This is a genomic window from Paraburkholderia lycopersici (genome assembly GCF_900096975.1).
GTDB lineage: Bacteria > Pseudomonadota > Gammaproteobacteria > Burkholderiales > Burkholderiaceae > Paraburkholderia > Paraburkholderia lycopersici.
Map to the genome: position 1 here is coordinate 1 of NZ_FMYQ01000032.1, position 26,373 is coordinate 26,373.

Below are 26,373 nucleotides of genomic sequence, written 5' to 3' on the forward strand. Positions count from 1 at the left end.
GCATGAAATGCAGCGCCGCGACGCGAAGCGCGGGCTGGCGTCGCTGTGCATCGGCGGCGGCATGGGCGTGGCGCTCGCGCTCGAACGCGGCTGATCTGACGCCGTGGCGGGCCGCAAGCGGCCCGCCACGGCTTACCCGACGAGCGCGAGCGATTAGCGAGCGCGAGCGGCGCAGGCGGAGACAGCAGGAAGGAGCGAGGCCGGGGCCGTTTATCGGCGCATCCGGAAAACGATAATGGAGTGTGGTTTATGTCAGAGCGTATTGCGTATGTAACTGGCGGGATGGGCGGCATCGGAACGGGCATCTGCCAGCGCCTCGCGAAGCAGGGTTTCAAGGTCGTCGCCGGCTGCGGTCCGAATTCGCCGCGCCGCACGAAGTGGCTGGAAGACCAGAAGGCGCTCGGCTTCGATTTCGTTGCTTCGGAAGGCAACGTCGGCGACTGGGATTCGACCCGTCAGGCGTTCGACAAGGTGAAGGCCGAAGTCGGCGAGATCGACGTGCTCGTGAACAACGCCGGCATCACGCGCGACGTGGTGTTCCGCAAGATGACGCGCGAAGACTGGACGGCCGTCATCGACACCAATCTCACGAGCCTCTTCAATGTGACGAAGCAGGTGATCGACGGCATGGTCGAGCGCGGCTGGGGCCGCATCATCAACATTTCGTCGGTGAACGGCCAGAAAGGCCAGTTCGGGCAGACCAATTATTCCACGGCCAAGGCGGGCATTCACGGCTTCACGATGGCGCTGGCCCAGGAAGTAGCGACCAAGGGCGTGACGGTCAATACCGTTTCGCCGGGTTATATCGGCACGGACATGGTGAAGTCGATCCGTCCCGACGTGCTTGAAAAGATCGTCGCGACGATCCCCGTGCGCCGTCTGGGCGCGCCCGAGGAAATCGCGTCGATCGTGGCGTGGCTCGCCTCCGACGAGTCGGGCTTTGCAACCGGTGCTGACTTCTCGCTGAATGGCGGGTTGCACATGGGCTGATCCCGGCGCAGCGCGCCTTGCTAGGGGCGCATGATGCAGGGATCGAGGGCGGCAGCAGGCCTGTTTGCACACCGGGGCAGGCCGCTTCCGGGCTAGACCAACGCGCGACGGCAGCGGCCGCCGCGCGTTGGCGCTAACAAGGGCGACACATGACGACTACAAAGAAAACCGCCGAACGTCTCATCAAGAAATATCCGAATCGTCGGCTGTACGACACGGAGACGAGCACGTACATCACGTTGACGGACGTGAAGCAACTCGTGCTGGATCAGGAGGAGTTCAAGGTCATCGACGCGAAGACCAACGAGGATCTGACGCGCAGCATCCTGCTGCAGATCATCCTCGAGGAGGAAAGCGGCGGTCTGCCGATGTTCTCGTCGTCGATGCTGTCGCAGATCATCCGTTTCTACGGCCATGCGATGCAGGGCATGATGGGCACCTACCTGGAGAAAAACATCCAGGCGTTCATCGACATCCAGAACAAGCTCGCGGACCAGTCGAAGAGCCTCTACGAAGGCAACGCGATGAACCCCGAGGTCTGGTCGCAGTTCATGAACATGCAGGCGCCGATGATGCAGGGCATGATGACGAGCTATATCGAGCAGTCTAAGAACATGTTCGTGCAGATGCAGGAGCAGATGCAGAACCAGGCGAAGAACATGTTCAGCAGCTTTCCGTTCAAGCCCGTGACGCCGGGGGGCGCGGCGACGCCGGCGCAGGGCGCGCCCGAAGGCGGCGAGGAAGAGAAGAAGTAGGACACGGCGCGGCCGGATGTCGTGTGGCGCGCCGCCGTTTTGCGTGGCCGCGAGCTTGCTTGCGGCGCAACGCATATCTGGTGCGATCGATGCACGCGCTTTCAGGCGCCTTGCACGTCGCGCAAGGCTTCGGGGTGCGCCACGGCCACGCGCAGCAGGGTTTGCGCGGCACCAGTAGGCTGGCGCCGGCCTTGCTCCCAGTCCTGCAGCGTGCGCGTGGAAACGCCGAGGAGTGCTGCGAAGGCGCTTTGCGAGAGTCCTGTCCTGGCGCGCGCGAGCGCTGCCGCGGTGGGCATGGGGTGCGCACGTCGCGCCGCATAACCGAGGCGCGCGCCGCCCGACGCCGTCCCACGTTTTTCCATTTCGCGCACCGCCCTCAGCAGGTCGATCCGAAACCGCTCCATTTCGTCGTTCACGTTCTCGCTCTCCGTGCAGCCGGTTGTGAGATGCCTTTGACGATGCGCAAGGCGTATGCGGCGCAAATTATCTGGATGCGCCGTGGGCCGCGAGGAAAAGCTGAACGAAGTTTGATCCCGGTCCATGTTCCATCTGACCCCGGGACTACCGGTGGCCGGCCCGCATGCTGCGCCGCGCGATACGTCAAACGGGTAAAATGGCGGATTGGCCTGACTTCGCGCCGCGCTTCGTTCGCCTCGCGCCCCACATCCGGACGTACACGTGAAAAACCCAGTTGAATCAACGACCTCCCGCAATCCTGCTCCGCGCGTCGGGATGGTATCCCTCGGCTGCCCGAAGGCGCTTGTCGACTCCGAGCAGATCATCACCCAGTTGCGCGCCGAGGGTTACGAGATCTCGGGCTCTTACGACGGCGCGGATCTCGTGGTCGTCAACACGTGCGGCTTCATCGACGAGGCGGTGCAGGAGAGTCTCGACGCCATCGGCGAAGCGCTCAATGAGAACGGCAAGGTGATCGTCACCGGCTGTCTGGGCAAGAAGGCGAGCGCGAGCGGTTCGAACCTGATCGAGGAAGTGCATCCGAAAGTGCTCGCCGTGACCGGTCCGCACGCGGTGGGCGAGGTCATGCAGGCCGTGCACAGCCATCTGCCCAAACCTCACGACCCATTCGTCGATCTCGTGCCCCCGGCGGGCATCAAGCTCACGCCGCGCCACTACGCGTACCTGAAAATTTCCGAAGGCTGCAATCACCGCTGCACGTTTTGCATCATCCCGTCGATGCGCGGCGACCTCGTGTCGCGCCCGGTCGCCGAAGTCATGCTCGAAGCGGAAAACCTTTTCAAGTCCGGCGTGAAGGAACTGCTCGTGATCTCGCAGGACACGAGCGCCTACGGTGTGGACGTCAAGTACCGCACCGGCTTCTGGAACGGCAAGCCGATCAAGACGCGCATGACCGACCTCGTCGCCGCGCTCGGCGAACTGGCCGCGCAGTACGGCGCCTGGGTGCGCCTGCATTACGTCTATCCATATCCGGGCGTCGACGAAGTCATCCCGATGATGGCCGAAGGGCCGTTCAAGGGCCACGTGCTGCCGTACCTCGACGTGCCGTTCCAGCACGCGCATCCCGAGGTGCTCAAGCGCATGAAGCGTCCCGCGAACGCGGAGAAGGTCATGGAGCGCGTGAAGGCGTGGCGCGAGATCTGCCCCGATCTCACGATCCGCAGCACCTTCATTGCCGGCTTCCCGGGCGAGACCGAGGAGCAGTTCGAAACGCTGCTCGACTTCATCCGCGAAGCCGAGCTCGATCGCGTGGGCTGCTTCGCCTATTCGCCGGTCGAAGGCGCAACGGCGAACGAGCTCGACGGCGCGCTGCCCGACGCGGTGCGCGAGGCGCGCCGCGCGCGCTTCATGGAAGTGGCGGAACAGGTGTCGGCCAAACGCATTCAGCGTAAGGTCGGCAAGACGCTCAAGGTGCTGATCGACGAAGTCAACGCGGACGGCGGCATCGGCCGCACCGCGGCGGATGCGCCCGAAATCGACGGCGTGGTCTACGTCGCGCCCGCGACGAAGGCGTCGAAGCGCTACAAGGTCGGCGATTTCGTCTCGGTGAAGATCACCGGCGCGGACGGGCACGACCTCTGGGGCGAGGTCTGACCGGCATGACGAGCGCCGCTGCGCAAGTCCTCGCCTATGGCGAGGCGATGGTCGAGTTCAATCAGGCATCGAAAGCGCGCCCGGAGTATCTGCAAGGCTTCGGCGGCGACACGTCGAACTTCGCCATCGCGGCGGCGCGCCAGGGCGCGCGCGCCGGCTTTGTCTCGGCGGTCGGCGACGATCATTTCGGACGCCTGTTGATCGATCTGTGGACGCGCGAAGGTGTCGATGCGTCGACGGTGCGCGTGGACGCCGCGGCGCCCACGGGCGTCTACTTCGTTTCGCACGGCCCGGGCGGTCATGCCTTCGATTACCTGCGCAAGGGCTCGGCCGCGAGCCGCTATGCGCCGGGCGAACTGCCGCTCGACAGGATTGCGGCCGCGCGCGTGCTGCATCTGTCGGGCATCAGCGTGGCGATCAGCGACAGTGCCTGCGACGCGGCACTCGCCGCCGTCGAGCATGCGCGCGCGAATGGCGTGCGCGTGAGCTTCGACACCAATCTGCGCCTGAAGCTCTGGCCGCTCGCCCGCGCGCGCGCCGTGATGAACGAGGTGCTGCGCCTCACGGACATATGCCTGCCGAGCTGGGACGACGTGGCCGTGCTCACGGGTCTCGACGACCGCGACGCGATCGTCGATTGCCTGCTTGCGCGCGGGGCTCGCGTGGTCGCGCTCAAGCTCGGCAAGGACGGTGCATACGTCGCCACGCCCGAAGCGCGGCGCGTCGTGCCGGGCCACGCGGTCGCGGCCGTGGACGCCACGGGCGCGGGCGACTGCTTTGGCGGCGCATTCGTCGCGAGGCTCGCGGCGGACGACGACCCTTTCACGGCCGCGCGCTATGCGAACGCGGCCGCCGCGTTGTCCACGCTGGGCTATGGCGCCGTCGCGCCGATCCCGTATCGCGAGGACGTCGAGCGCATGCTGGCCGGTCGGTCGGCCGGCTGAGCGTTCTCGAGGCTACGAAGCGACGCGTGCCGATAACGAGATTCATCCAGTCAGGAAGACGAGGAGCAAGACGATGGAACGCGAAGTAGTGGTGGCAAGCGGTGTGCGTACGGCAATCGGCGACTTCGGCGGTAGCCTGAAGGACTTTTCGCCGACCGATCTTGGCGCGCGCGTGGTGCGCGAAGTGCTCTCGCGAGCGAACGTCGATGGCGACGCGGTGGGTCACGTGGTGTTCGGCAACGTCGTGCATACGGAGCCGAAAGACATGTACCTGGCCCGCGTGGTGGCGATCAACGGCGGCGTTGCGCAGCACGCGCCCGCGCTGACGGTGAACCGCCTGTGCGGCTCGGGCCTGCAGGCGATCGTTTCGGCCGCGCAGACGATCCTGCTCGGCGACGCCGAGATCGCGATCGGCGGCGGCGCGGAGAACATGAGCCGCGCGCCGTACGCAATGCCGGCCGCGCGTTTCGGCCAGCGCATGGGCGACGCGCAGCTCGTCGACATGATGACCGGTGCGCTGCACGACCCGTTCCAGACGGTCCACATGGGCGTGACGGCGGAGAACGTCGCGAAGAAGTTCGGCATTACGCGCGAGGCGCAGGATGCGCTCGCGCTCGAATCGCACCGGCGCGCCGAGCGTGCGCTCGCGGAAGGCCGCTTCAAGGATCAGATCCTGCCCATCGCGGTCAAATCGAAGAAAGGCGAGGTGGTGTTCGACGCCGACGAGCACGTGCGTCAGGGCGCCACGCTCGACGAATTCGTCAAGCTCAAGCCCGTGTTCGCGAAAGAGAACGGCACGGTGACGGCGGGCAACGCGTCGGGCATCAACGACGCAGCGGCGGCCGTGCTGCTGATGAGCGCCGAGGCCGCCCGCGCGCGCGGCGTGAAGCCGCTCGCGCGCCTCGTCGCCTACGCGCACGCGGGCGTCGATCCGGCGTACATGGGCATCGGTCCGGTGCCGGCCACGCAGAAGGTGCTGGCGCGCGCCGGCCTCAAGGTCGGCGACCTCGACGTGATCGAAGCCAACGAGGCCTTCGCGGCGCAGGCCTGCGCGGTTTCGCAGGAACTCGGGCTCGACCCGGCCAGGGTCAATCCGAACGGCTCGGGTATCTCGCTCGGTCACCCGATCGGCGCGACTGGCGCACTCATCACCGTGAAGGCGCTTTATGAACTGCAGCGCATCGGCGGGCGCTATGCGCTCGTGACGATGTGCATCGGCGGCGGGCAGGGCATTGCGGCCGTCTTCGAGCGTATTTGACGCCGTTGCGCTCCGTCCGCCGTGCAAGTGAGGGAAAAACTCAGATGGAAGCTGTGACGCAAGCCCTGCGGCCGCCGCGCGCGGCCGCCCGACGGGGCAGCGCCGTGAAGGCGCGTGGCTGGATCGCGGCCGTTGCGGCCGCGGTCGTGGTGTGGGCGCCCGTTGCGGCGCACGCGCAGGACGCGGGCGCGTCGCCGCCGGTCTCGTCCACGCTCAAGCCCAATCCCGAGTTCGCGAAGCTGCCGCAATACGTCGGCACGCTCGGCAAGCGTCGGATCGTCATGCGCCTCGGCGCCAAAACCGGCGACGACGACCCGTCCGGCGTGCACGGCGAGTACCAGTTCACCGACACCGGCGAAGTGATCCTGATCGCAGGCGATCGCGCGGACGCCACGCTCGAAGCCGAAGACTCGAACGACGGTACGCATATCACCGGCAACTGGGTGGGCACGTTCGCCGAGGACGGCTCGCTCTCGGGCGAGCGCATGGAGCCCGACGATTCGAATCCGGTGCCGTTCGATCTGAAGCCGCTGGATCGAGGGGCGGCTGCGCCGGCCGTGTCGACCGGCGCGGCCCCCGCGTCGGCATCGGCGCCGAAAGGCGGCCAGGCGGTGAACGGCGTGAGCAATCTCGTCATCGGGCAATAAGCGCCGCCGCGGGTGTTAATCTTCGTATTCGGCGTTGCGCGCGCAAGCGGGCCACGAGAGCAGCGGGCCAGCCGTGCGGCGCAATGTCATCGCGCCTCAACCGAATTCGCTCCGACATGAACAAATCCGACTCCAGCCGCGCGTTGCAGACGCGCATCATTCATCCGCAAGACGATCTCACGCCCGGCTTCGAGTCGTTTGCCGCGCCCGTCACGCGGGCTTCGACCGTGGTGTTTCCCGACCTCGCATCGGTTCGCGCGCTCGACTGGCGCAACGACGCGCAATGGCGCTACGGCCTGCATGCCACGCCCACTTCGGCAATGCTCCAGAAGCGGATTGCCGAAATCGAGGGCGGCGAGCACGCGCTGTTGCAGCCTTCGGGACTCTCGGCCATCTCGAACGTCTACTTCGGACTGCTGAAGTCGGGCGACGACGTGCTGATTCCCGACAACGTCTATTCGCCGAACCGCGATCATGGCGACTGGCTCGCGCGCGATTTCGGCCTCACGGTGCGCTATTACGATCCGATGATCGGCGCGGGCATCGCCGACCTGATCCGGCCGGACACGAAGCTGATCTGGCTCGAAGCGCCCGGCTCGGTGACGATGGAAGTGCCCGACGTGCGCGCGATCACGGCGGCGGCGCGTGCGCGCGACGTCCTCACGGCGATCGACAATACGTGGTCCGCCGGTCTCGCGTTCAAGCCGTTCGAGCATGGCATCGACATTTCGGTGCAGGCACTCACGAAGTACCAGTCGGGCGGCAGCGACGTGCTGATGGGCGCGACCATCACCGCCGACCGCGACCTCTATCTCAAGCTCAAAGCCGCGCGCATGCGGCTTGGCATCGGCGTGTCGGCCGACGACTGTTCGCTCGTGCTGCGTGCGCTGCCAAGCATGAAGGCGCGCTTCGAGGCGCACGATCGCACGGCGCTCGCCGTGGCCGGCTGGCTCAAGGCGCGCCCCGAAATCGCCGCGATGCTGCACCCCGCATTCGAAGACTGCCCGGGCCACGCTTTCTACAAGCGCGACTTCACGGGCGCGGGCGGCCTCTTTTCCGTGGTGTTCGACGAGCGCTACAGCGCGGCGCAGATCGATACGTTCTGCGAGTCGCTCGAACTCTTCTCGCTGGGCTGGAGCTGGGGCGGGGCGCATAGCCTCGCGATGCCGTACGACGTCGCCTCGATGCGCACGGCCGCGAGCTGGCCGCACCGCGGCACGCTGGTGCGCTTCTACATCGGCCTCGAAGACGAAGCCGATCTGCGTGCGGATATCGAGCGCGCGCTCGCGAAGCTCGCCGCGTAGGCCGGTGCGCTGACGCGCGCCGCATATGAAACGGCCGCCCGCGTCCAGGTGGACACGGGCGGCCGTCGGCGTTTCCGGCCGCCGCGAAACAGGTCGCGAAACAGGTCGCGAAACCAATCGCGAGACAGGCCGCGAAACCGGCCGCAAAGCAGAATCAGAAAAGACGCAGCAGTCCGTCGAGCCCCACGAAGTTGAACGCGACGCTCGCCGCCTCACGCACCACCGGCTTCGCGCGAAATGCGACGGAGAGGCCCGCCGCGCCCATCATCTTGAGGTCGTTCGAGCCGTCTCCCATCGCGATCGCACGGTTCGGCTCGATGCCGATTCGCGCGCAGGTTTCGGTCAGCATGCGCGCCTTCACGTCGGCGTTGACGATCTCGCCGGTCACGCGGCCCGTGAGCTTTCCCTCGACGATCTCGAGCGTGTTCGCGCGCGTGTAGTCGAGCCCGAGCCGTGCCTTCAGGCGCTCGGTGAAAAACGTGAAGCCGCCCGAGACGAGCAGCGTCTTGAGGCCGGCGGCTTTCGCGCCCGCGAGCATCTGCTCCGCGCCCGGCGAGAGTTGCAGGCGCTCCTCGTAGACGCGCTCCAGCGCGCCCGCGTCGAGCCCCTTGAGCAACGCCACGCGTCGCGTGAGGCTTTCGTTGAAGTCCTTGATCTCGCCGCGCATCGCGGCTTCGGTAATCGCCGCGACTTCGGCCTTCAGGCCGCAGAAGTCCGCGATTTCGTCGATGCATTCGATCGTGATCAGCGTCGAGTCCATGTCCATCGCCACGAGGCCGAAATCGGCCAGCGTCCGGCCCGCTTCGACGAACGCGTAGTCGAGCTGGTGCGTGCCGCAATAGACCTCGAGGTCGGCGCGCTGAGCGGGCTCGGCGTTCTCGATGCGGACCGCATGGGCGTCGACCGGCGTAAGGCGGCTGCCGCGGGCGAGGCCGAGGAGCGGCTTGTGATGGACGGTGTCGAGCGGAGCAGGACTCTGGATGACGAGATTCATGGCAGGGCGGACAAGGCCGGCGCACGGCGCCGGCACGGCGATCGGATGAACGGAGGCGCATGACGCGCGTGCGAAGCCTCTGCGGCGCGCGGCAAAGCCCGTTATTGTAACTTCTTGCCGCTGGCTTCGGGCCATATGGTCCGGCCGCCACGCCCCGCACACGGCAGATGCTTCCCCATTTTTTGGATCGCCGCCGTACACCTTACGGCGACGAAAGCGCCCGTTCGATGCACAATGAAAGCTTGTGCGGCGGTCTGACGGGGACGGCCGCCGCGTGCCGTCAGCCGAACGTGTCGCGACTCGCGTCGCGCGACGCGTCATGTGCGCCATCGTGCGCCGGGGGAACCGGTATGCAGGACGCTCGCAAGGCCCAAACCACGAAATCCGCCCGAACGCCGCGCGGCGAACGGGCCCCGACATCGGACGCCGCCGCGCCGGCCTCGCCTGCCGCGTCCGTGCGCCGCTCGCCCAGCGCCGCGAGGCGCCGCCGCGCCGATGCCGCCGAAAGCGAAATCGCCGGCATACGCATCACAAGCGCAAGGCGCGTCATCGACGCCGACAGCGGCACGCGCAAGCTCGAACTCGTGCGCTATTACGAGCGCGCCGCGCGCTGGATCCTGCCGCATCTGCGCGCTCGTCCGGTCTCGCTCGTGCGCGCGCCGCGGGGCTTGAGCGGCGAGATGTTCTTCCAGCGCCACAGCGGCCGCGTGCCGCTGCCCGGACTCACGGAGCACGAGGGGCTCGACCCGGGCCATCCGGCGCTGCTCACGATCGATACCCAGAGGGCGCTCGTGAGCGCCGCGCAGATGGACGTCATCGAGCTGCACACCTGGAACGCGAGCGTCGACGACATCGAACGGCCTGACCGCGTTGTGTTCGACCTCGACCCCGATCCGGCGCTCGGCTGGGACCGCATGATCGAAGCGGCGCAGCGCACGCGCGCGTTGCTCGCGGAGCTCGGCCTCGAGTCGTTTTGCAAGACGAGCGGCGGCAAGGGGCTGCACATCGTCGTGCCGCTCGCGCCGGAGGCGGGCTGGGACGACGCGAAGGCGTTCGCGCGCGCGGCCGCGCAGCATCTGGCCTCCGTCTGGCCCACGCAGATCACGGCCACGATGGGCCCTGAGCATCGCAAGAAGAAGATTTTCGTCGACTACCTGCGCAACGCGCGAGGCGCGAGCACGGCGGTCGCTTACGGCGTGCGGGCGCGGCCCGGCATGGGCGTGTCCGTGCCGATCGGCTGGGACGAGCTGGAGGCGACGACAGGCGGCGCGCACTGGACGCTCGCGACCATCGACGCCCGCCTCGCGCAGATCGAGCACGCCGATCCGTGGGCGGCCTATGGGCGCGTGCGCCAGACAGTGACGGCGGAGCTGACGATCGGCCTCGAAACGGGCGGCAAGTAGCGCGGCGGGCGCGAGTCCCGGCTGGGCTCGATGCGCGGCACGCGATCGCGCCTCACGCGCCCGGGGCGCGCGCGGATTCGGCGGCGGCGCGCATTTTCAAAATCCGACGAAGAAAGTTTCCGCGATTGCACGGCTTCCGCGCGCAACCGATGCCGCCTACGATAACTGCCAGCGACGCCTCCGGCGCCCCCCAAACCGACTTGCCTCGACAGGAGCCTCGCATGAAAGCTGTTGCCCTCTATCGCTATCTTCCGGTCGACGATCCCGAATCGCTCATCGACGTCGAGTTGCCCAAGCCCGTCGCCGTCGGCCGCGACATTCTCGTGAAGGTCGAGGCGGTCTCCGTGAACCCCGTCGACTACAAGGTGCGCGCGCCCAAGGCGACCGTGGAAAGCACGCCGCGCGTGCTCGGCTGGGACGCCGCGGGCGTCGTCGAGGCGGTTGGCCCGGAGGTCACGCTCTTCAAGCCGGGCGATTCGGTCTTCTATGCAGGCGACATCACGCGTGCCGGCTCGAACAGCGAGTATCAGCTCGTGGACGAACGCATCGTGGGCCGCAAGCCGGCCTCGCTCGATTTCGCGCACGCCGCCGCGCTGCCGCTCACCGCGATCACCGCGTGGGAAGCGCTGTTCGTGCGCCTGAACGTTTCGCCGCAAGGCGCGGACGCGGGCAAGTCGGTGCTGATCGTCGGCGGGGCGGGCGGCGTCGGCTCGATCGGCATCCAGCTGGCGAAGCAGCTCGCGAAGCTCACCGTGATCGCCACCGCCTCGCGGCCCGAATCGTCGAAGTGGGCCCAGTCGCTCGGAGCGGATCACATCGTCAACCACTACGGCGACGTGGCCGCGCAGTTGAAGGCGATCGGCTTCGAGTACGTCGATTACGTGCTGATCTTCAACGACACCGATGCCAACTTTCCGGCCGCCGCGCAGGTCATCAAGCCGCAGGGCGGCATCGCGACGATCGTCGAGAACAGCGAACCGGTTCCTGTCGAGCTGCTCAAGGCGAAGAGCGCCGCGCTGCACTGGGAGTTCATGTTTACGCGCTCGATGTTCAAGACGCCGGACATGATCGAGCAGCACAAGCTGCTCAACGAAGTCGCGCGGCTCGTGGACGCGGGCACGCTGCGCACGACGCTCGGCGAGGTGCTCGGGACGATCAGCGCGGCCAACGTCCGGCGCGCGCACAAGCTGCTCGAAGAGGGGCGCGCGATCGGCAAGCTGGTGCTGAGCGGATTTTGAGCGACGCAGTCGGCGCGATCGGGCATGGACGCCGCCCATGCGAACGGGTGAAGGCCCGCGCGGGCGTTCGCCAGCGTGCGGCAAGCAAAATGCGCGCGATGGCAAGCAGGATAAAACCTGGTCCGCTCGATGCGTGCGCTCGGCGCAAGCCATCGCGCGGCGCGCTAGACTGGTAACAGACCATCCGCCGCACGGGAGCGGTGCGTCGTGCAGGCTTCGCGGCTTGCCGCGTTTGTTGCGTACGCCGCTAACGCTCCCGGGCGCGGCCGTTCACGCCAGGAGGTGACGCATGCCTTGCCGCAGCTCCCGCCATACCCGCCGCCGCGCGGCGTTTATTCCGTTTGCCCTAGCCGTTTCCTGCGCGCTCGCGTTGCCTGCGCTCGGGGCCACGCCGATCACGGTCACTTCGAAGGCCGCGACCGACGGGCCGATCCGCTACACCGTGCGGGTCGCGTCCAGGCAGTTCGGCAACGCCGAGGAAACCCGCACGCTGCGCTCGGGAGACACCGACGACTTCACCTGGCGCACCACGCCGCCGGGCGGCGCCGTCGCGACGCCGCAAGGCTGCCCGGACTACGCTTCGCTGCCGCTCGACGCGAACGGTGCGATGGTCCGCCAGACTCAGGTGCGTCTCGCGCCGATCGTTGCGAGCAACGGCATCGCCACGGTGCAGGTGAGCTTTCGCGCCCAGGCGCCGCACGGCACGCAGTCGGTGTCGAGCAACGGCGCCACGCTGACGTGTCCCGCCGTGGTCGCGCACAGCGAAGTCGCGCATCTTACGATGCCGACCAACGGCACTTCGAAGACGCTCACGCTCAGCGACGGCACGCAGATCACAATCTCGGCGCAGCGTTAGGCGCGCCGCACGTCGAAATCGTTTGCAACGCGCAGGCAGCGCGGGCCGCGTAAGGCCCTAAGCGCGTGCCTTGCGCTCGACGAGCCGCGCAACGAGAAAGCGATGCTCGGGTGAGAATAGCCGCCGGTAGGCGAGCAGCACGGCGCCCACCGTGCCGAGCGCCGAGGAAGCCGCGATCAGGAACATGATCACGATCTGATAGCGGACCGCCTGAAGCGGCGACTGCCCGGCGAGCACCTGGCCCGTCATCATGCCGGGCAGGCTGACCACGCCCACCACGGCCATCTGGTTGAGCGTCGGGATCATGCCGGCGCGCACCGCCTCGCGGGCGCTCGCCTGCGCGGCTTCCCAGCGCGTCGCGCCGAGCGCGAGCGCGCTTTCCACGCGATCGCGCCGCGCGGTCAGTTCCTGCATCATGCGCTCCACGCCGAGCGACACGCCCGTGAGCGTGTTGCCGAGAATCATGCCGAGGATGGGAATCGCGTATTGCGGCTCGTACCAAGGCCGGATGCGGATCACCACGAACAGGCCGACCGCCGCCACGAGCCAGGCGCTCAGCCAGATCGAGACGATGCTGTCCGTGCGCTGCCCGCCATATGTGCGCGCGCCGCGCTGCGCGCCCGCGAAGCCGGCGATCAGCGTCATGAGCCCCATCAAGGGCAGCACGACGTACCAGCGATTGAAGGCGAACACCCAGCCGAGCACATAGCCGATCGCGAGCAACTGCACGACGGTGCGTACGGCCGCCCAGGCCAGCCTGCGCTCGAGGTCGAGCTTGAGCAGCACCGAAACCGCGCCGTTCACGAAGACCAGCAGCGCCGCCATCGCGACGTCGCCGATGCCGAGGTTCTGCAGCACGCCGGGGCTCATGGCGCGGCTCCCTGGGCGTAGGCCGCGCGCGCGGCCGGTTCTTCGAGCATGCCTTCGCGCATCGTCAGATGCCGCGCGCCCACGCGTTGCGCCTGGGCGGGGTCGTGCGACACCCAGACCGTGGCGCGCGCCGTGCGCGCCTGATCGAACCAGCCTGCCACGAGCGCTTCGACCGCGCGCACCGATTCGGGGTCGAGGGACGCGGTCGGTTCGTCGAGAAGGAGCGCCTCGGGGTCGAGCTGGAGCACGCGCACGAGCGCGACGATCTGCGCTTCGCCGCCCGAGAGGTCGGAGGCGTCGCGGGAGAGGAAGTCGCTCGCGCGGCCGGCGGCGGCAAAGAACGCGCGGGCACGCGCCGCATCGAATTGCGCGTCGCGATATACCGCGAGCGTGTAGGGGTAGCGCAGGTTGTCCTCGACGCTGCCGTCGAGTAGCGCGGGCCGCTGGCGCAGGTACGCAACGTGCCGGCGATAGTGGACCATGCGCGAGCGGGAGACAGCTTCGCCATGCCAGCGCACTTCGCCGCCGTCGAGCGGATCGAGCAGCGCGAGCGCGCGCAGGAACACGCTTTTTCCCGAGCCGGACGGCCCGGTGAGTACGGCGCGCTCGCCGGCGCGCAGCGCGAAATCGGTGGGATGCAGCAGCCACTGGCCGCGCCGCGCGCCGCGCCTTGCGATCCGGTTCGCCTCGGCGAGCGGGGCGTTTTCGGCATGGAGAGAGGACAAATGATTGTGCGTTAGCATCGAAAGATTGCAAACAGGACGTGCATCCGGTTGGCCGCGCGAGCCCGCCGTGCGGATCTGGCCGGGCACGCTGGCTGCTTCCGCGGTCATGCAACATAGCAGGCGAAACAACAACGCATAACACGGAGTGCGCATGACGTCACCGCAGCCCAAAGCCTTCAGCCTCGGCCGCACGCTCGCCAGGATCATCGCATGGCTCGTCGCCGTTGTCGTCGTGCTGATCGCCGTGCTCGTCGTATTCATTCTCACGTTCGACTGGAACCGCGCGAAGCCGTACATCAACGAAAAGGTCAGCGAGGCCATTGGGCGGCCGTTCGCCATTCAAGGCGACATCAAGGTCGGCTGGCAAAAGCCGCCTGGCGAGACGGGGTGGCGCGCCTGGGTGCCCTGGCCGCGTTTTTCCGCTACGCGGATCGAAATCGCCAATCCCGACTGGACCAAGGCGCCGCACTTTGCCACGCTCGACGAGATCGACTTCGAAGTGGCCGTGCTGCCGCTTCTCACGCACGACATCGTCATTCCGGCAATCAATCTCGTGAATCCGGCCATCGACGTCGAGCGTCTTGCGGACGGGCGCAATAACTGGACTTTCAAGCTGCCCGCCTCGAGCGGGCCGTCGACGTGGAAGCTCGATCTGCATGACATCGCCTTTTCGAGCGGCAACATCGCCGTGAGCGACCAGCAGACGAAGACCGACGTGAAAATCGTGGTGAGTCTGCTCGGGCATGGCATCCCGATCGGCAAAATGATGGAGCAGCAGGAAGCGGCGTCGCGTCAGGGATCGGCGCAGATGATCGGCCGCGCGGGCGCGAACCGGCTCGCGCAGCAGGCGCGCAGGGAGCAGGCTTCGGAGGCTGCGGGCGCGGCGAGTGGAACTGGCGCGGCCAGCGGGGCGAGCGCAGTCTCCGCGGCCGGCGCGACGGTCCCTGCCAGCGCAACGGGCACGAACGCCGCAACGAGCGCGCCCGCGGCAGGCTCGCAGGCGCTCGCCGCAAGCGAAGCCAGCGGCGCATCGGGCGTCATCGGCGCGCGGCCCGCCGCGACGCAGCCGTTCTACGCGATCGGCTGGACCATCAAGGGCACGTACAACAAGACACCGCTTTCGGGCGACGGCAAGGTCGGCGGCGTGCTTGCGCTGCAGGACGCGAATCGCCCGTTTCCGGTCCAGGCCGATGTGCGCGCCGGCGACATGCACGTCGCGCTCGTCGGCACGATCACCGACCCGATGCATCTAGCCGCCGTCGACCTGCGCCTGTGGCTGCAAGGGCAGAGCATGGCGCACCTCTACAACCTGACGGGCGTGACGCTGCCCGAGACGCCGCCCTATGCCACCGAAGGCCGCTTCGTCGGCCGGTTCCGTCGCGGCGCGAGCGTGTTCCGCTACGAGAACTTCACCGGCCGCGTCGGCGGCAGCGACCTGAACGGCACGTTCGTCTACGAGCAGCGCCCGACGCGGCCGCTTCTCTCGGGCGAACTGGTGTCGAACCTGCTGCAGTTCCCGGACCTCGCGCCGATCATCGGCGCGGACAGCAAGGCGAGCAAGCAAAAGCGCGGCGACGCGGTCAAGCAACCCGCCGATCGCGTGATTCCCGTCGAGCAGTTCCGCACCGACCGCTGGAACGCCATCGACGCCGACGTCAGGTTCACGGGCCGGCGCATCGTCAAGCAGGGCAGTCTGCCTGTTCAGGATCTCTACACGCACGTGACGATGACCAACGGCGTGCTCGTGCTCGATCCGCTGACGTTTGGCGTGGCGGGCGGCACGCTCGCCACGCGCCTTTCGCTCGACGGCGGCGGCGCGCCGCTCAAGGCGCGCGGCACGCTCGAGGCGCGCCATCTGAAGCTCAAGCAACTGTTCCCGGGCTTCAAGACGATGCAGTCGGCGCTCGGCGAGATCAACGGTGACGCTTCGCTTTCGGCCACGGGCAATTCGCCGGCGGCGCTCGCCGCGACGTCGAACGGCGAAGTGAAGCTGCTCGTCACGCAGGGCACGATCAGCCGCCTGCTCATGGAGGCGGCGGGACTGAACGTGGCGAACGTGGTCTATGAGAAGCTGTTCGGCGAGCGTGACGTGAAGATCAACTGCGCGGCGGCGGACTTCGTCGCGACCAACGGTGTGCTGGACCCGCACGTGTTCGCGCTCGACACCGACGACGCCGTGATCGATATCGACGGCCCGGTCGATCTGCGCGACGAGTCGCTGGACATGAAGGTCCACCCGCATACGAAGGGCTTTCGCATCTTCACGCTGCGCTCGCCGCTCTACGTGAAGGGCACGTTCAAGAATCCGCACGTGGGCGTGGATGCCACCGCGCTCGCGCTGCGCGGCGGCGCAATGGTCGGGCTTGGGCTCATCAACCCGTTTGCCGCGCTGCTCCCGCTCATCGCGCCGAGCAACAACAAGCCGCTGCCGTGCGACGCGCTGTTCGCGCAGTTGCACAAGCAGCCCACGGCGCCGCCGCCGGGCCAGAAGATGCGCGCGCAGCCGAAGCCCGACCTCGGCGGCGCGGGCGGCGCCGCAGCAACCGGGAAGGGGACGAAGACGCGCCCGGCGACGCCGTCGGGGAAGAAGCCGCAGGAAGGGCAGGAGCCGCTCTACAAGGGAAGCTGACGGACAGCGGAATACGAACCGCGCCGGGTAGTCAACCCGGCGCAGCGGTGCAGTGAACTTCGTGGAAGGCGGGACTTAACGCAGCGAACGTGGCGCCGTGTCGCCGGCGGCGTCCTGGCGACGCGTCATGCGCCGCGAGGCCATGCTCGGGCGCGCCGCACCGAACTCGGGCAGGATCCGCGCGCGGGCGCGGCTCGCGAATACGAGAAAGCCGAAGCCATCCGCCTCGTACCAGTACCCGCCGTTTTCGAGGCCTTCGATCGGCTGTTCGAGCGCATGGGCGATCGATTCGATGCACCGTTTGCGCAATTCGCTCGTGCCCGGGTAAGGCGGCTGCGCGCCGCGCACGCAGCACAGGAGCACGTCTAGCCCAGGCAGGACATGCGCATAGAGCACGGGTTCGTCCTGCGCGCGCGCACGCGCGATCTTCGTATCAAGCTGGCCGAACGGTTTGAAGTGGCTGAGCACGGCGAGAAACGACTCGTCGCCGTCTGCCTTGATGCGTTTGCGCTTTTTCGGGAAGGACATAAAAATTCGCCTGAAAAAGGTGGATTGCAAAACACGCAGCGTTCCCATGCGACCACTCCCGGACTGGTGCGCCGCACGTCGATCCTTTATAGCACACGAATTTGCTGCGCTCACGAGGACGGACATAGGGACGGTGCACCGTAACGGCGCGCGGACCGCCTCACACGATTCGTTGTGCGCGGTCCGTCATATTGCCCCTGCCAAAATCCTCATTGCATTCGCAAACGCCATGCCGGATCGCACGTCGCGCTCATGTAGAAATCCCGGCGCTCTCTCGCTTGTCTCCAGTCTCAATAATAGACCTGTGCGTTCGCGGAGTGTGGCGAATTGCCGCAAAAAAGCGGGTTTTCCACGAATCGGGATGTGGGGTACCGCCTACGTTGTCATCCTGAAATTTCGCGCAGATAATGTTGCGGTTCTGGTGCCTGCGGCCGACTCGCGTCGCCCGGGCGGACGCGGCGCGAGGCACGGCGCGCTGCCCAGACCCGCCACTGAGCCAGACCGACATGAAACTGTTCGCCAAGGGACTCTTGCTGATCGCGGTTCCGAGCGTCGTTGAACTGGCGCTGCTCGGCGTCGTGTTCGGCACGCAGGGCGAGGCGTCGCTCGCGGCAAGGCGCGCTGAAAACACCCAGCAAATCCTTTGGCAAGCCACCAGTCTCGTCGACCCGTTGCTGCGCGAGGCTGCGCGCGTGCGCACGGGCATCGTGCTCGAAGATCCTTCTTTCATTGACCGTCACGCTGTCTGGACCGAATTCTCCGATCGCATCACGTTGCTCGCGCGCATGGTCGCCGACAATCCCGTGCAGCTCGCACGGGTTGACCGCATGCGCGACGCGGCCTATGCCTGGCGCAGGCAGGCCGGCGATATCGCCGATGCGCTGCGCATGGGGCGCGGAGCGCCGTTCGCGCGGGCGGCGGGCAACGGTCTGCCGAAGGAGATCGAGACGGTGAGCGGCATGCTGGGCGAATTCATCGCCGAGGAAACGAGGCTCGACGAGGCGCGCGCCGCGATGCTGCGCGAGACGCGTGCGCGCCAGCAGGACGCGCTCATTTTCGCGGTGGTGGGTTCAATGCTGATCTGGGCATTCACGGCAGTCGCGTTCGCGCGCAACGTTGGCGCGCGCCTTGCCGCGCTGCGCGCGAATGCCGGGCGCCTGGGCGAGGGTGCGGCGCTCGCGCCGCCGCTTTCGGGCAACGACGAAATCGCCGCGCTCGATGCGGTCTTGCACCAGACGAGCGCGCGGCTGCGCAAGGCCGATCGCGAACAGGCCGCGCTCAAGGCGCAGCTCCAGGCGCGCGCCGCCGACCTCGCGAGCGCCAACGAGCATCTGCGCCAGGAGAGTCAGGACAACGAGATGTTCATCTACAGCGTGTCGCACGATCTGCGCTCGCCGCTCGTGAATCTGCAGGGTTTTTCGAAGGAGCTGCAGGTATCCTGCGTCGATCTGCGCGCGCAGATCGATGCCGCGGGTCTGCCCGAGCCCGAGCATCGCGCGATGGCCGAAGTGCTCGACGGCGACATCGACGAGTCGCTGCGGTTCCTGCTCCAGGCGGTCGCGCGCGCCGCGGCGATCATCGAGGCGCTGCTGCGCATTTCGCGCGCCGGGCGGCTCGAATACCGCTGGCAGCGCGTGAACGTCGCGCGGCTCGTCGAGCGCGTGCTGGGAGGCCTTGCCGGCGAACTCGCGCAGGCCGCGCGCATCGACGTGCTCGAGCTGCCGCCCGCATGGGGCGACCCGGCCGCGCTCGAGCAGATTTTCGGCAACCTCATCGAGAATGCACTGCGGCATCTTGATACGACGCGGCAGGGCCGTGTCGAGATCGGCGCGCTGGAGGCGAGCGCCGGCGCCGGCAAGGGAAGCGGCGGCGAAGCCGGAGGAGGGACCGGCGAGCGTACACGGACCTATTATGTGCGCGACAATGGCGTGGGTATCGCCCGAGCCTACCTGCCCAAGCTTTTCCGCGCTTTTCAGCGGCTGCACGGCGGCGAATCGCCCGGGCAGGGCACTGGCCTCGCGCTCGCGCGGCGCATCGCGGAGCGGCACGGCGGACACATCTGGGTCGAATCGACCGAGGGCGCGGGCTCGACGTTCTTCGTCGCGCTACCGGCCCAGCCCTTGCGTAGCGCGTAGCGACAAGCTTTCAACAGGCGCCCGGACGAGGGTTACAGGGCGTGGGAGAGTCAGGATGACGAACGGGGAACAGGTCGGCATTGTGCTGATCGAAGACGACGACGGGCACGCCACGCTCGTCGAGCGCAATCTGCGGCGTTCGGGCATCTCGAACGGCTTCGTGCGCTTTCGCGACGGCCAGGAGGCGCTCGATTACTTTTTTGGCGCGCCCGGCGTTGGCGAGGCCGCGGCGGCGAACTGGCCGTCGCGTCAGGCGCTGGCGAATTTCGTCGTGCTGCTTGACCTGCGCATGCCGCGCGTGGACGGCTTCGAGGTGCTGCGGCGCCTGAAGGCGGAGCCGGCCACGGCGTCGGTGCCCGTGATCGTGCTCACGACGACCGACGACCCGCGTGAGATCGAACGCTGCTACGAACTCGGCTGCAACGTCTACATCACGAAACCGGTCGAATATGACGCGTTCATCGAAGCCGTGCGGCGTCTGGGCTTTTTTCTTCAGGTGGTCAAGCTGCCGCCGGGGCACCGCTTCGTCCAAACCTGATCGGCTGAAACGGAATTACGCATTACGCATGGAGTCATCGCACATTGGCATCCGGTTGCAAAACCCGCAAGCCTGGCCCATGCCCGAATGGACGCTTCGCGCATGACTGAGGAACCCACGATGCTGGCCGGCGCCCACGTGCTCGTCGTCGACGACGACGAGGGCATCCTGCGCCTCGCCCGCAAATCGCTTCTGCGCGCCGGTGCGCGCGTGGACGCCTGCACGGGTGTGGGAGAGGCGCGCGCGTTGCTTGCCGTGCAAACGCCCGACGTGCTCGTGCTCGATTACCAGCTCGACGGCGCGGAAACGGGCCTCGACTTCTTCCGCCGCCTGCGCGCCGACAACGTGCGCGTGCCTGCGATCCTCGTGACCGGCTTCACCGACGAGTCGCGCGTGATCGCCGCGCTGCGCGCGGGCGTTTCGGACGTGGTGCCGAAATCGGGCGACTATCTCGACTATCTGCCGGAAGCGGTCGAGCGCGTGCTCTCGCAGGAGGCGCTGCGGCGCGCCTCCGACGAAGCATTGTTGCTGCGCGATCGCGAGGAGCATTACCGCACGCTGTCCGAGGCGCTGCCGCACCTCGTGCTCACGTGCGGCGCGGACGGCAATTGCGACTTTCTCTCGAAACAGTGGCTCGACTACACAGGGTTCGACGCGCGCCAATCGTATGGCCTCGCGTGGCTCGACGCCGTGCATTCCGACGATCGCGAAGAGATCCGTCATACGTGGCTCAAGGCCGTAGCCAGCGGCGCCACGGACTATCGCCACGAATTGCGCATCCGCCGCCACGATGGCGTCTACCGATGGTTCGATGTCCGAATCGTTGCGATGCGCGATCCGCGTGGCGGGGTGAACAAGTGGTTCGGCAGTTGCACCGACATCGACTCGCAGCGCGAAGCGGCCGAGGAGCGCGAGCGTCTGCTCGCCTCGGAGCAGGCCGCGCGCCAGGCGGCCGAAGAGGCCAATCGCGCGAAAGACCGCTTCCTCGCGATGCTGTCGCACGAACTGCGCACGCCGCTCACGCCGGTGCTCGCGGGCACGCGGCTGCTCGAGCAGATCGCGGGCCTTCCCGAGGCGGCGCGCGCGGGCGTGCTGATGATCCGCCGCAATATCGAACTCGAAGCGCGTCTCATCGACGATCTGCTCGATCTTACGCGCGTGGCCAACGGCAAGCTGAGTCTCGCGCTCGACACGGTCGACGTGCACGAGGTGATCGAGGCTGTGCTCGAGCTCTTTCACAGTGAAATCCAGATCAAGCAGCAGGACGTCCACGTCGATCTGCGCGCGCAGCATCACTATGTGCGCGGCGATCGCGCGCGCCTGCAGCAGATGCTCTGGAACCTCGTGCGCAACGCCGCGAAATTCACGCCCGACGGCGGCCACATCTACGTGCGCACGCATGACGAGCGCATGCAGGTGGAAATCGAGGTGGAGGACACGGGCATCGGTATCGCGCCCGACCAGATCGGCAAGCTCTTCCACGCGTTCGAGCAGGGCAGCCACAACCTCACGCGGCAGTTCGGCGGGCTCGGTCTCGGGCTGGCCGTGACCCGCGCGCTAACCGAGGCGCACGGCGGGCGCGTGAGCGCGAAGAGTCCCGGCGCGCATTGCGGCGCGACCTTTACGATCGTGTTGCCGACCGCGGCGCCGGGCGAGGGCGCGGCAACGATCGCCGAGCTGCGCGGCCCGCTTCAGGCGGGCGCGCTGAACATCCTGCTGATAGAGGATCACGAGGACACCGCCGAGGTGATGTCGCAGCTGATGCGCGCAGGCGGCCACGAAGTGGCGGTGGCGGGCAGCGTCGCGGACGCGCTCGCGCTGACCGCCGGTTCGGCCTTCGACCTCGTGGTGAGCGACATTGGTCTGCCCGATGGCTCGGGCATCGACTTCATCCGCGCGTTTCGTGTGCAATCCACGGTACCCGCCATCGCGCTCACCGGCTTCGGCACCGACGACGACGTGCGCCGCAGCGTGGAAGCCGGTTTCACCGCGCATCTCACGAAGCCGGTCAACTTCGAACAGCTCGAACGGTTGATCGAAGAGGCCGTGGCCGGCCGCGCGGCGGCGGCCCAGCCGGATTCCGCCGAGCCTGGTCCCTGAACCTGGTTCCTGAGCCTGGGCGCAAAAAGCCTGCGCGATGAACTACACCCCAAAAGCTGGACGGTGAAAAAGCCAGGTGGCTCACGGGGCTTTTTCGTTGTGCCCGCACAAAGCGGGGCGCTTCAATACGACGGCTTGTCGATGCGAATTTCCTGCAGGATCGTCGTGGCGATTTCCTCGATCGACTTGTGCGTCGACGAGAGCCAATGGACGCCCTCGCGGCGCATCATTGCCTCCGCTTCGTTCACTTCGTAGCGGCAATTCTCCAGTGCCGCGTACTTGCTGCCGGGCCGCCGCTCGTTGCGGATTTCGGTGAGACGCTGCGGATCGATCGAGAGGCCGAATATCTTCGCGCGATGGGGCAGTAGCGCAGTGGGCAGCTTGCCGCGCTCGAAATCGTCGGGAATGAGCGGGTAGTTCGCCGCCTTTACGCCGTATTGCATGGCGAGATAGAGGCTGGTGGGCGTCTTGCCGCTGCGCGAAACGCCCACGAGGATCACGTCGGCGTCGGCGAGATTGCGGTCGGACTGGCCGTCGTCGTGGGCGAGCGAGAAGTTGATCGCCTCGATGCGGTTCTTGTATTCGTCGGTGTCGGCGTTCTGGTGGCCGCGGCCCATCGCGTGGCTCGACTTGAGCTCCAGCTCCTGCTCGAGCGGCTCCACGAAGGTCTGGAACATGTCGAGCACGAGCGCGTTCGCGCGCTTGACGATCTCGTTCGAATTGCTGTCCACGAGCGTCGTGAAGACGATCGGGCGGCGGCCTTCCTGCACGGCGGCTTCGTTGACCTTCTCGGCGGTGGCATAGGCCTTGTCGGTCGAATCGACGAAGGGCACGCGCACGAGGCGGAATTTCTGGTCGAACTGCGACAGGATCGAATGCGCGAAGGTTTCGGCAGTGATCCCGGTACCGTCGGAGACGATGAATACGGTTGGCGGCATCGGTTGAGGCTGGGTACGTGAGCGCAGGGCGGCTCGGGGACAGGCTGGGCGCCCGGAAAGCCCCGTTCGGCGCGACCGAGGGGCAATTCTCGCCGACTGGCACAAATTCCAGAGTCGGCACGGTAGAATAGCGGCAACCTGTTGGATAAGCAATTGCAGTGCAACCGCGCCAAACAGCCGTTCATCGCGGCGTATTCTGGTGTCAATTCGCAGCGATTTCATCTAACTCCGTGCAATCGCTAGCATCTTCGTGCTTTTCCTGAGAATGGGAATTCACTGCACGGATAAGCGATTGCTTTTCCAACAGGTTGCGCAAGACGCGAATCCGCTTCCAATAAGTGGACCGCGTTCGAGCCCACTTGCGCAATCGTGAATTTTTTTCACACTTAGGGGCTTGTATGACTAACACCGTTGCCAAGGATCAGGCATATGTAGTGCCTTTCGAGCAGTTGCGGATGACCGATGTCGAGATCGTGGGCGGCAAGAACGCCTCGCTCGGCGAAATGATCAGCCAGCTGGCTGAAGCCGGCGTGCGCGTGCCCACGGGCTTCGCCACGACGGCACTCGCTTTCCGCGACTTCCTGAAACACAACACCCTGACCGAACGGATCGCCGCTCGCCTGGAGGCGCTCGACGTCGACGACGTCAAGGCGCTGGCCGAAGCGGGCAAGGAAATCCGTCAATGGATCGTCGACGCGCCGCTGCAGCCGAAGCTCGAGGCGGAGATCCGCGCAGGCTTCGAAACGCTGCAGAACGGCTCGCCCGCCGAGCTGTCGTTCGCCGTGCGTTCGTCGGCGACGGCGGAAGACCTGCCCGACGCTTCGTTCGCCGGTCAACAGGAAAGCTACCTGAACGTGGTGGGCGTCGAGGACGTGCTCGACCGCCTCAAGCACGTGTTCGCGTCGCTCTACAACGACCGCGCCATTTCCTATCGCGTCCACAAGGGCTTCACCCACGCCGAAGTCGCGCTCTCCGCGGGCGTGCAGCGTATGGTCCGCTCGGACGTCGGCGCCGCGGGCGTGATGTTCACGCTCGACACCGAATCGGGCTTCAAGGACGCCGTCTTCATCACGTCGAGCTACGGCCTCGGTGAAACGGTCGTGCAGGGCGCCGTGAATCCGGACGAGTTCTATGTCTTCAAGACCACGCTCGCACAGGGCAAGGCCCCGATCATCCGCCGCTCGATCGGCTCGAAGCTCATCAAGATGGAGTTCACGCAGCCGGGCGAGCCGGGTCGCGTGAAGACCGTCGACGTGTCGCACGAGCAGCGCAACCGCTTCTCGATCACCGACGAAGACGTGATCGAGCTGGCGAAGTACGCCGTCATCATCGAGAAGCACTACCAGCGTCCGATGGACATCGAGTGGGGCAAGGACGGCCGCGACGGCAAGATCTTCATTCTCCAGGCGCGTCCGGAAACGGTGAAGAGCCAGGCGCACGGCAAGGTCGAGCAGCGCTTCAAGCTCAAGGGTCAGTCGCAGGTGCTCGCCACGGGCCGCGCGATCGGCCAGAGGATCGGCGCGGGCCGCGTGAAGGTGATTCACGATCCGTCAGAAATGGAACGCGTGCAGCCGGGCGACGTGCTCGTGGCCGACATGACCGACCCGAACTGGGAACCGGTGATGAAGCGTGCCTCGGCGATCGTCACGAACCGCGGCGGGCGCACCTGCCACGCGGCGATCATCGCGCGCGAGCTGGGCGTGCCGGCAGTCGTGGGCTGCGGCGACGCGACCGACGTGCTGAAGGACGGCGCGCTCGTGACCGTGTCGTGCGCGGAAGGCGACGAAGGCCGCATCTACGACGGTCTGCTCGAAACCGAAGTCAGCGAAATCCAGCGTGGCGAGCTGCCGTCGATTCCGGTCAAGATCATGATGAACGTCGGCAACCCGCAGCTCGCGTTCGACTTCTCGCAACTGCCGAATGCCGGCGTGGGCCTTGCGCGTCTCGAGTTCATCATCAACAACAACATCGGCGTGCACCCGAAGGCGATCCTCGAGTACCCGAACGTCGATGCCGATCTGAAGAAGGCCGTCGAAAGCGTCGCGCGCGGCCACGCGTCGCCGCGCGCGTTCTACGTCGACAAGCTGACCGAAGGGATTGCCACGATTGCGGCGGCGTTCTATCCGAAGCCCGTGATCGTTCGTTTGTCGGACTTCAAGTCGAACGAGTACAAGAAGCTGATCGGCGGTTCGCGCTACGAGCCGGACGAAGAAAATCCGATGCTGGGCTTCCGCGGCGCGTCGCGCTACATCGCCGAGGACTTTGCGCAGGCGTTCGAAATGGAGTGCATCGCGCTCAAGCGCGTGCGTGAGGAGATGGGTCTCACGAACGTCGAGATCATGGTGCCGTTCGTGCGCACGCTCAAGCAGGCGGAGCGCGTGGTGGGTCTGCTCGACAAGTTCGGCCTCAAGCGCGGCGTGAACGGCCTGCGGCTCATCATGATGTGCGAAGTGCCGTCGAACGCGATTCTTGCCGAAGAGTTCCTGCAGTACTTCGACGGCTTCTCGATCGGCTCGAACGACCTCACGCAGCTCACGCTCGGCCTCGACCGCGACTCGGGCATGGAACTGCTGGCCGTCGACTTCGACGAGCGCGACCCGGCCGTCAAGTTCATGCTCAAGCGCGCGATCCAGACGTGCCTGCGCCTGAACAAGTACGTCGGCATCTGCGGCCAGGGTCCTTCGGATCATCCGGATTTCGCGCAGTGGCTCGCCGAGGAAGGCATCGCGTCGATCTCGCTGAACCCGGACACGGTCATCGAGACGTGGCAGGCGCTGGCGAAGGCAAAGTAAGTTCAGGGGGCGAGGGCGCGAGTCCTTCCCGCTTTCGAGGTTCGACGTGCCTTTCCTCGTGCCTTTGCAGGCTGCGGAAAAAAGTGTCAGCTTCGTGCTATAACACCCCGGTCAAGCCGGGGTGTTTTACTTTGGGAGATCGTTGTGGGTCCGCATGGTTTGGTCTGGTGGATTGCCGCTGGCGTGCTCATCGTCGCGGAACTGATGACCGGCACGTTCTATCTGCTGATGATCGCGCTCGGCTTTCTCGCGGGCGCGTTGACGTATGAGCTCGGTGTGCCGCTCGACGTGCAACTGATTGTCGCGGCGGCGGTTGGGCTCGCGGCGGTTGTCACGCTGCGGCGCTCGCGCTTCGGCCGCCGCCGGCGCATGACCGACGCCTCGACCGACCCGGGCGTCAACCTCGATATCGGCGCGACGCTCGCGGTCGCCGCCTGGCACAGCGGCCGCGCGCGCACGATGTACCGTGGCGCCGAATGGGACGTCGAACTCGCGCCCGGCGAGCCCGAAGACGCCCCTCTTTACGAGATCAAAGCGGTGCGCGGCAGTTGCCTCGTCGTCGCGGCGAAGCACGAGCGGCGCGAAGCCGGTGCGCGTCACGCTGCCCGCGATGGCGCGCGCCACGCATAGGCGAAGAGAACCGGAAACCGAAGCGCGCT

The 26,373-nt window shown here is 66.8% G+C and carries 23 protein-coding genes; 17 read left to right on the forward strand and 6 right to left on the reverse strand.

What is annotated here, in order from left to right:
• The 3 genes from BLU17_RS26850 to phaR form a co-directional block, all read left to right on the forward strand.
• Window positions 1–94 (forward strand): hypothetical protein (locus tag BLU17_RS26850; protein ID WP_143189273.1); only part of this gene is annotated, 94 nt, incomplete at its 5' end.
• 155 nt (window positions 95–249) lie between these two features.
• Complete coding sequence (locus BLU17_RS26855) at window positions 250–990, forward strand: 3-ketoacyl-ACP reductase (protein ID WP_092003887.1); 741 nt, start codon at window positions 250–252, stop codon at window positions 988–990.
• A gap of 149 nt (window positions 991–1,139) precedes the next feature.
• Window positions 1,140–1,745: a polyhydroxyalkanoate synthesis repressor PhaR gene (phaR, locus tag BLU17_RS26860; protein ID WP_092003890.1), complete on the forward strand. Its 606-nt coding sequence runs from the start codon at window positions 1,140–1,142 to the stop codon at window positions 1,743–1,745.
• A gap of 101 nt (window positions 1,746–1,846) precedes the next feature.
• Here phaR and BLU17_RS34645 read toward each other — a convergent pair whose 3' ends face one another.
• A complete protein-coding gene (locus BLU17_RS34645) occupies window positions 1,847–2,041 on the reverse strand; it encodes a helix-turn-helix domain-containing protein (protein ID WP_425434149.1) in 195 nt (64 codons plus the stop codon).
• A 436-nt stretch (window positions 2,042–2,477) separates the two neighbouring features.
• On the opposite strand from BLU17_RS34645, the gene rimO reads away from it, so the two are divergent.
• From rimO to BLU17_RS26890, 5 genes are all read left to right on the forward strand, one after another.
• The gene (rimO, locus tag BLU17_RS26870; protein WP_218137048.1) at window positions 2,478–3,815 is read left to right on the forward strand and encodes a 30S ribosomal protein S12 methylthiotransferase RimO; all 1,338 of its coding nucleotides are present in this window, start codon (window positions 2,478–2,480) and stop codon (window positions 3,813–3,815) included.
• A gap of 5 nt (window positions 3,816–3,820) precedes the next feature.
• Entirely contained in the window at window positions 3,821–4,759 is a 939-nt protein-coding gene (locus BLU17_RS26875; RefSeq protein ID WP_092003897.1) for a sugar kinase, read from the forward strand.
• Window positions 4,760–4,832: 73 nt separating this feature from the next.
• The gene (gene bktB, locus BLU17_RS26880; RefSeq protein ID WP_092003900.1) at window positions 4,833–6,017 is read left to right on the forward strand and encodes a beta-ketothiolase BktB; all 1,185 of its coding nucleotides are present in this window, start codon (window positions 4,833–4,835) and stop codon (window positions 6,015–6,017) included.
• A gap of 44 nt (window positions 6,018–6,061) precedes the next feature.
• Window positions 6,062–6,664, forward strand: a complete 603-nt coding sequence (locus tag BLU17_RS26885; RefSeq protein ID WP_245747027.1) for a hypothetical protein — start codon at window positions 6,062–6,064, stop codon at window positions 6,662–6,664.
• A 116-nt stretch (window positions 6,665–6,780) separates the two neighbouring features.
• Window positions 6,781–7,968, forward strand: a complete 1,188-nt coding sequence (locus tag BLU17_RS26890; protein ID WP_092004099.1) for a cystathionine beta-lyase — start codon at window positions 6,781–6,783, stop codon at window positions 7,966–7,968.
• Between the two features lie 154 nt (window positions 7,969–8,122).
• Here BLU17_RS26890 and serB read toward each other — a convergent pair whose 3' ends face one another.
• Window positions 8,123–8,962, reverse strand: a complete 840-nt coding sequence (gene serB, locus BLU17_RS26895) for a phosphoserine phosphatase SerB (RefSeq protein ID WP_092003902.1) — start codon at window positions 8,960–8,962, stop codon at window positions 8,123–8,125.
• 350 nt (window positions 8,963–9,312) lie between these two features.
• On the opposite strand from serB, the gene ligD reads away from it, so the two are divergent.
• From ligD to BLU17_RS26910, 3 genes are all read left to right on the forward strand, one after another.
• Window positions 9,313–10,365: a non-homologous end-joining DNA ligase gene (gene ligD / locus BLU17_RS26900; RefSeq protein WP_342713873.1), complete on the forward strand. Its 1,053-nt coding sequence runs from the start codon at window positions 9,313–9,315 to the stop codon at window positions 10,363–10,365.
• A gap of 221 nt (window positions 10,366–10,586) precedes the next feature.
• Window positions 10,587–11,603 (forward strand): zinc-binding alcohol dehydrogenase family protein, encoded by a 1,017-nt coding sequence (locus BLU17_RS26905; RefSeq protein ID WP_092003907.1) that lies wholly within the window; start codon window positions 10,587–10,589, stop codon window positions 11,601–11,603.
• 289 nt (window positions 11,604–11,892) lie between these two features.
• Window positions 11,893–12,459, forward strand: a complete 567-nt coding sequence (locus BLU17_RS26910) for a DUF6013 family protein (RefSeq protein WP_092003910.1) — start codon at window positions 11,893–11,895, stop codon at window positions 12,457–12,459.
• A 57-nt stretch (window positions 12,460–12,516) separates the two neighbouring features.
• Here BLU17_RS26910 and BLU17_RS26915 read toward each other — a convergent pair whose 3' ends face one another.
• On the reverse strand, window positions 12,517–13,329 hold the full coding sequence (locus BLU17_RS26915) for an ABC transporter permease (RefSeq protein ID WP_092003913.1): 813 nt from the start codon (window positions 13,327–13,329) through the stop codon (window positions 12,517–12,519).
• Window positions 13,326–14,072, reverse strand: coding sequence for an ABC transporter ATP-binding protein (locus BLU17_RS26920; RefSeq protein WP_092004102.1), 747 nt, complete (start codon window positions 14,070–14,072; stop codon window positions 13,326–13,328). Before BLU17_RS26920 ends, BLU17_RS26915 begins: the two co-directional genes overlap by 4 nt.
• A gap of 133 nt (window positions 14,073–14,205) precedes the next feature.
• On the opposite strand from BLU17_RS26920, the gene BLU17_RS26925 reads away from it, so the two are divergent.
• On the forward strand, window positions 14,206–16,683 hold the full coding sequence (locus tag BLU17_RS26925; RefSeq protein WP_092003916.1) for an AsmA family protein: 2,478 nt from the start codon (window positions 14,206–14,208) through the stop codon (window positions 16,681–16,683).
• A 75-nt stretch (window positions 16,684–16,758) separates the two neighbouring features.
• On the opposite strand, the gene BLU17_RS26930 is transcribed toward BLU17_RS26925, so the two are convergent.
• Complete coding sequence (locus BLU17_RS26930; protein ID WP_092003919.1) at window positions 16,759–17,259, reverse strand: hypothetical protein; 501 nt, start codon at window positions 17,257–17,259, stop codon at window positions 16,759–16,761.
• A gap of 458 nt (window positions 17,260–17,717) precedes the next feature.
• On the opposite strand from BLU17_RS26930, the gene BLU17_RS26935 reads away from it, so the two are divergent.
• From BLU17_RS26935 to BLU17_RS26945, 3 genes are all read left to right on the forward strand, one after another.
• Window positions 17,718–19,346 carry a sensor histidine kinase gene (locus BLU17_RS26935; RefSeq protein WP_092003923.1) on the forward strand — a complete coding sequence of 543 codons (1,629 nt, stop codon included), beginning with the start codon at window positions 17,718–17,720 and terminating at the stop codon, window positions 19,344–19,346.
• Window positions 19,347–19,401: 55 nt separating this feature from the next.
• On the forward strand, window positions 19,402–19,884 hold the full coding sequence (locus tag BLU17_RS26940) for a response regulator (protein WP_092003926.1): 483 nt from the start codon (window positions 19,402–19,404) through the stop codon (window positions 19,882–19,884).
• A gap of 102 nt (window positions 19,885–19,986) precedes the next feature.
• Window positions 19,987–21,984, forward strand: coding sequence for a response regulator (locus tag BLU17_RS26945; RefSeq protein WP_092004106.1), 1,998 nt, complete (start codon window positions 19,987–19,989; stop codon window positions 21,982–21,984).
• A 122-nt stretch (window positions 21,985–22,106) separates the two neighbouring features.
• On the opposite strand, the gene ppsR is transcribed toward BLU17_RS26945, so the two are convergent.
• The gene (gene ppsR / locus BLU17_RS26950; RefSeq protein WP_092003929.1) at window positions 22,107–22,922 is read right to left on the reverse strand and encodes a posphoenolpyruvate synthetase regulatory kinase/phosphorylase PpsR; all 816 of its coding nucleotides are present in this window, start codon (window positions 22,920–22,922) and stop codon (window positions 22,107–22,109) included.
• A 398-nt stretch (window positions 22,923–23,320) separates the two neighbouring features.
• On the opposite strand from ppsR, the gene ppsA reads away from it, so the two are divergent.
• On the forward strand, window positions 23,321–25,714 hold the full coding sequence (ppsA, locus tag BLU17_RS26955; RefSeq protein WP_092003932.1) for a phosphoenolpyruvate synthase: 2,394 nt from the start codon (window positions 23,321–23,323) through the stop codon (window positions 25,712–25,714).
• Between the two features lie 144 nt (window positions 25,715–25,858).
• Complete coding sequence (locus BLU17_RS26960) at window positions 25,859–26,344, forward strand: NfeD family protein (RefSeq protein WP_092003935.1); 486 nt, start codon at window positions 25,859–25,861, stop codon at window positions 26,342–26,344.
• The last annotated feature ends 29 nt before the right edge of the window (window positions 26,345–26,373 follow it).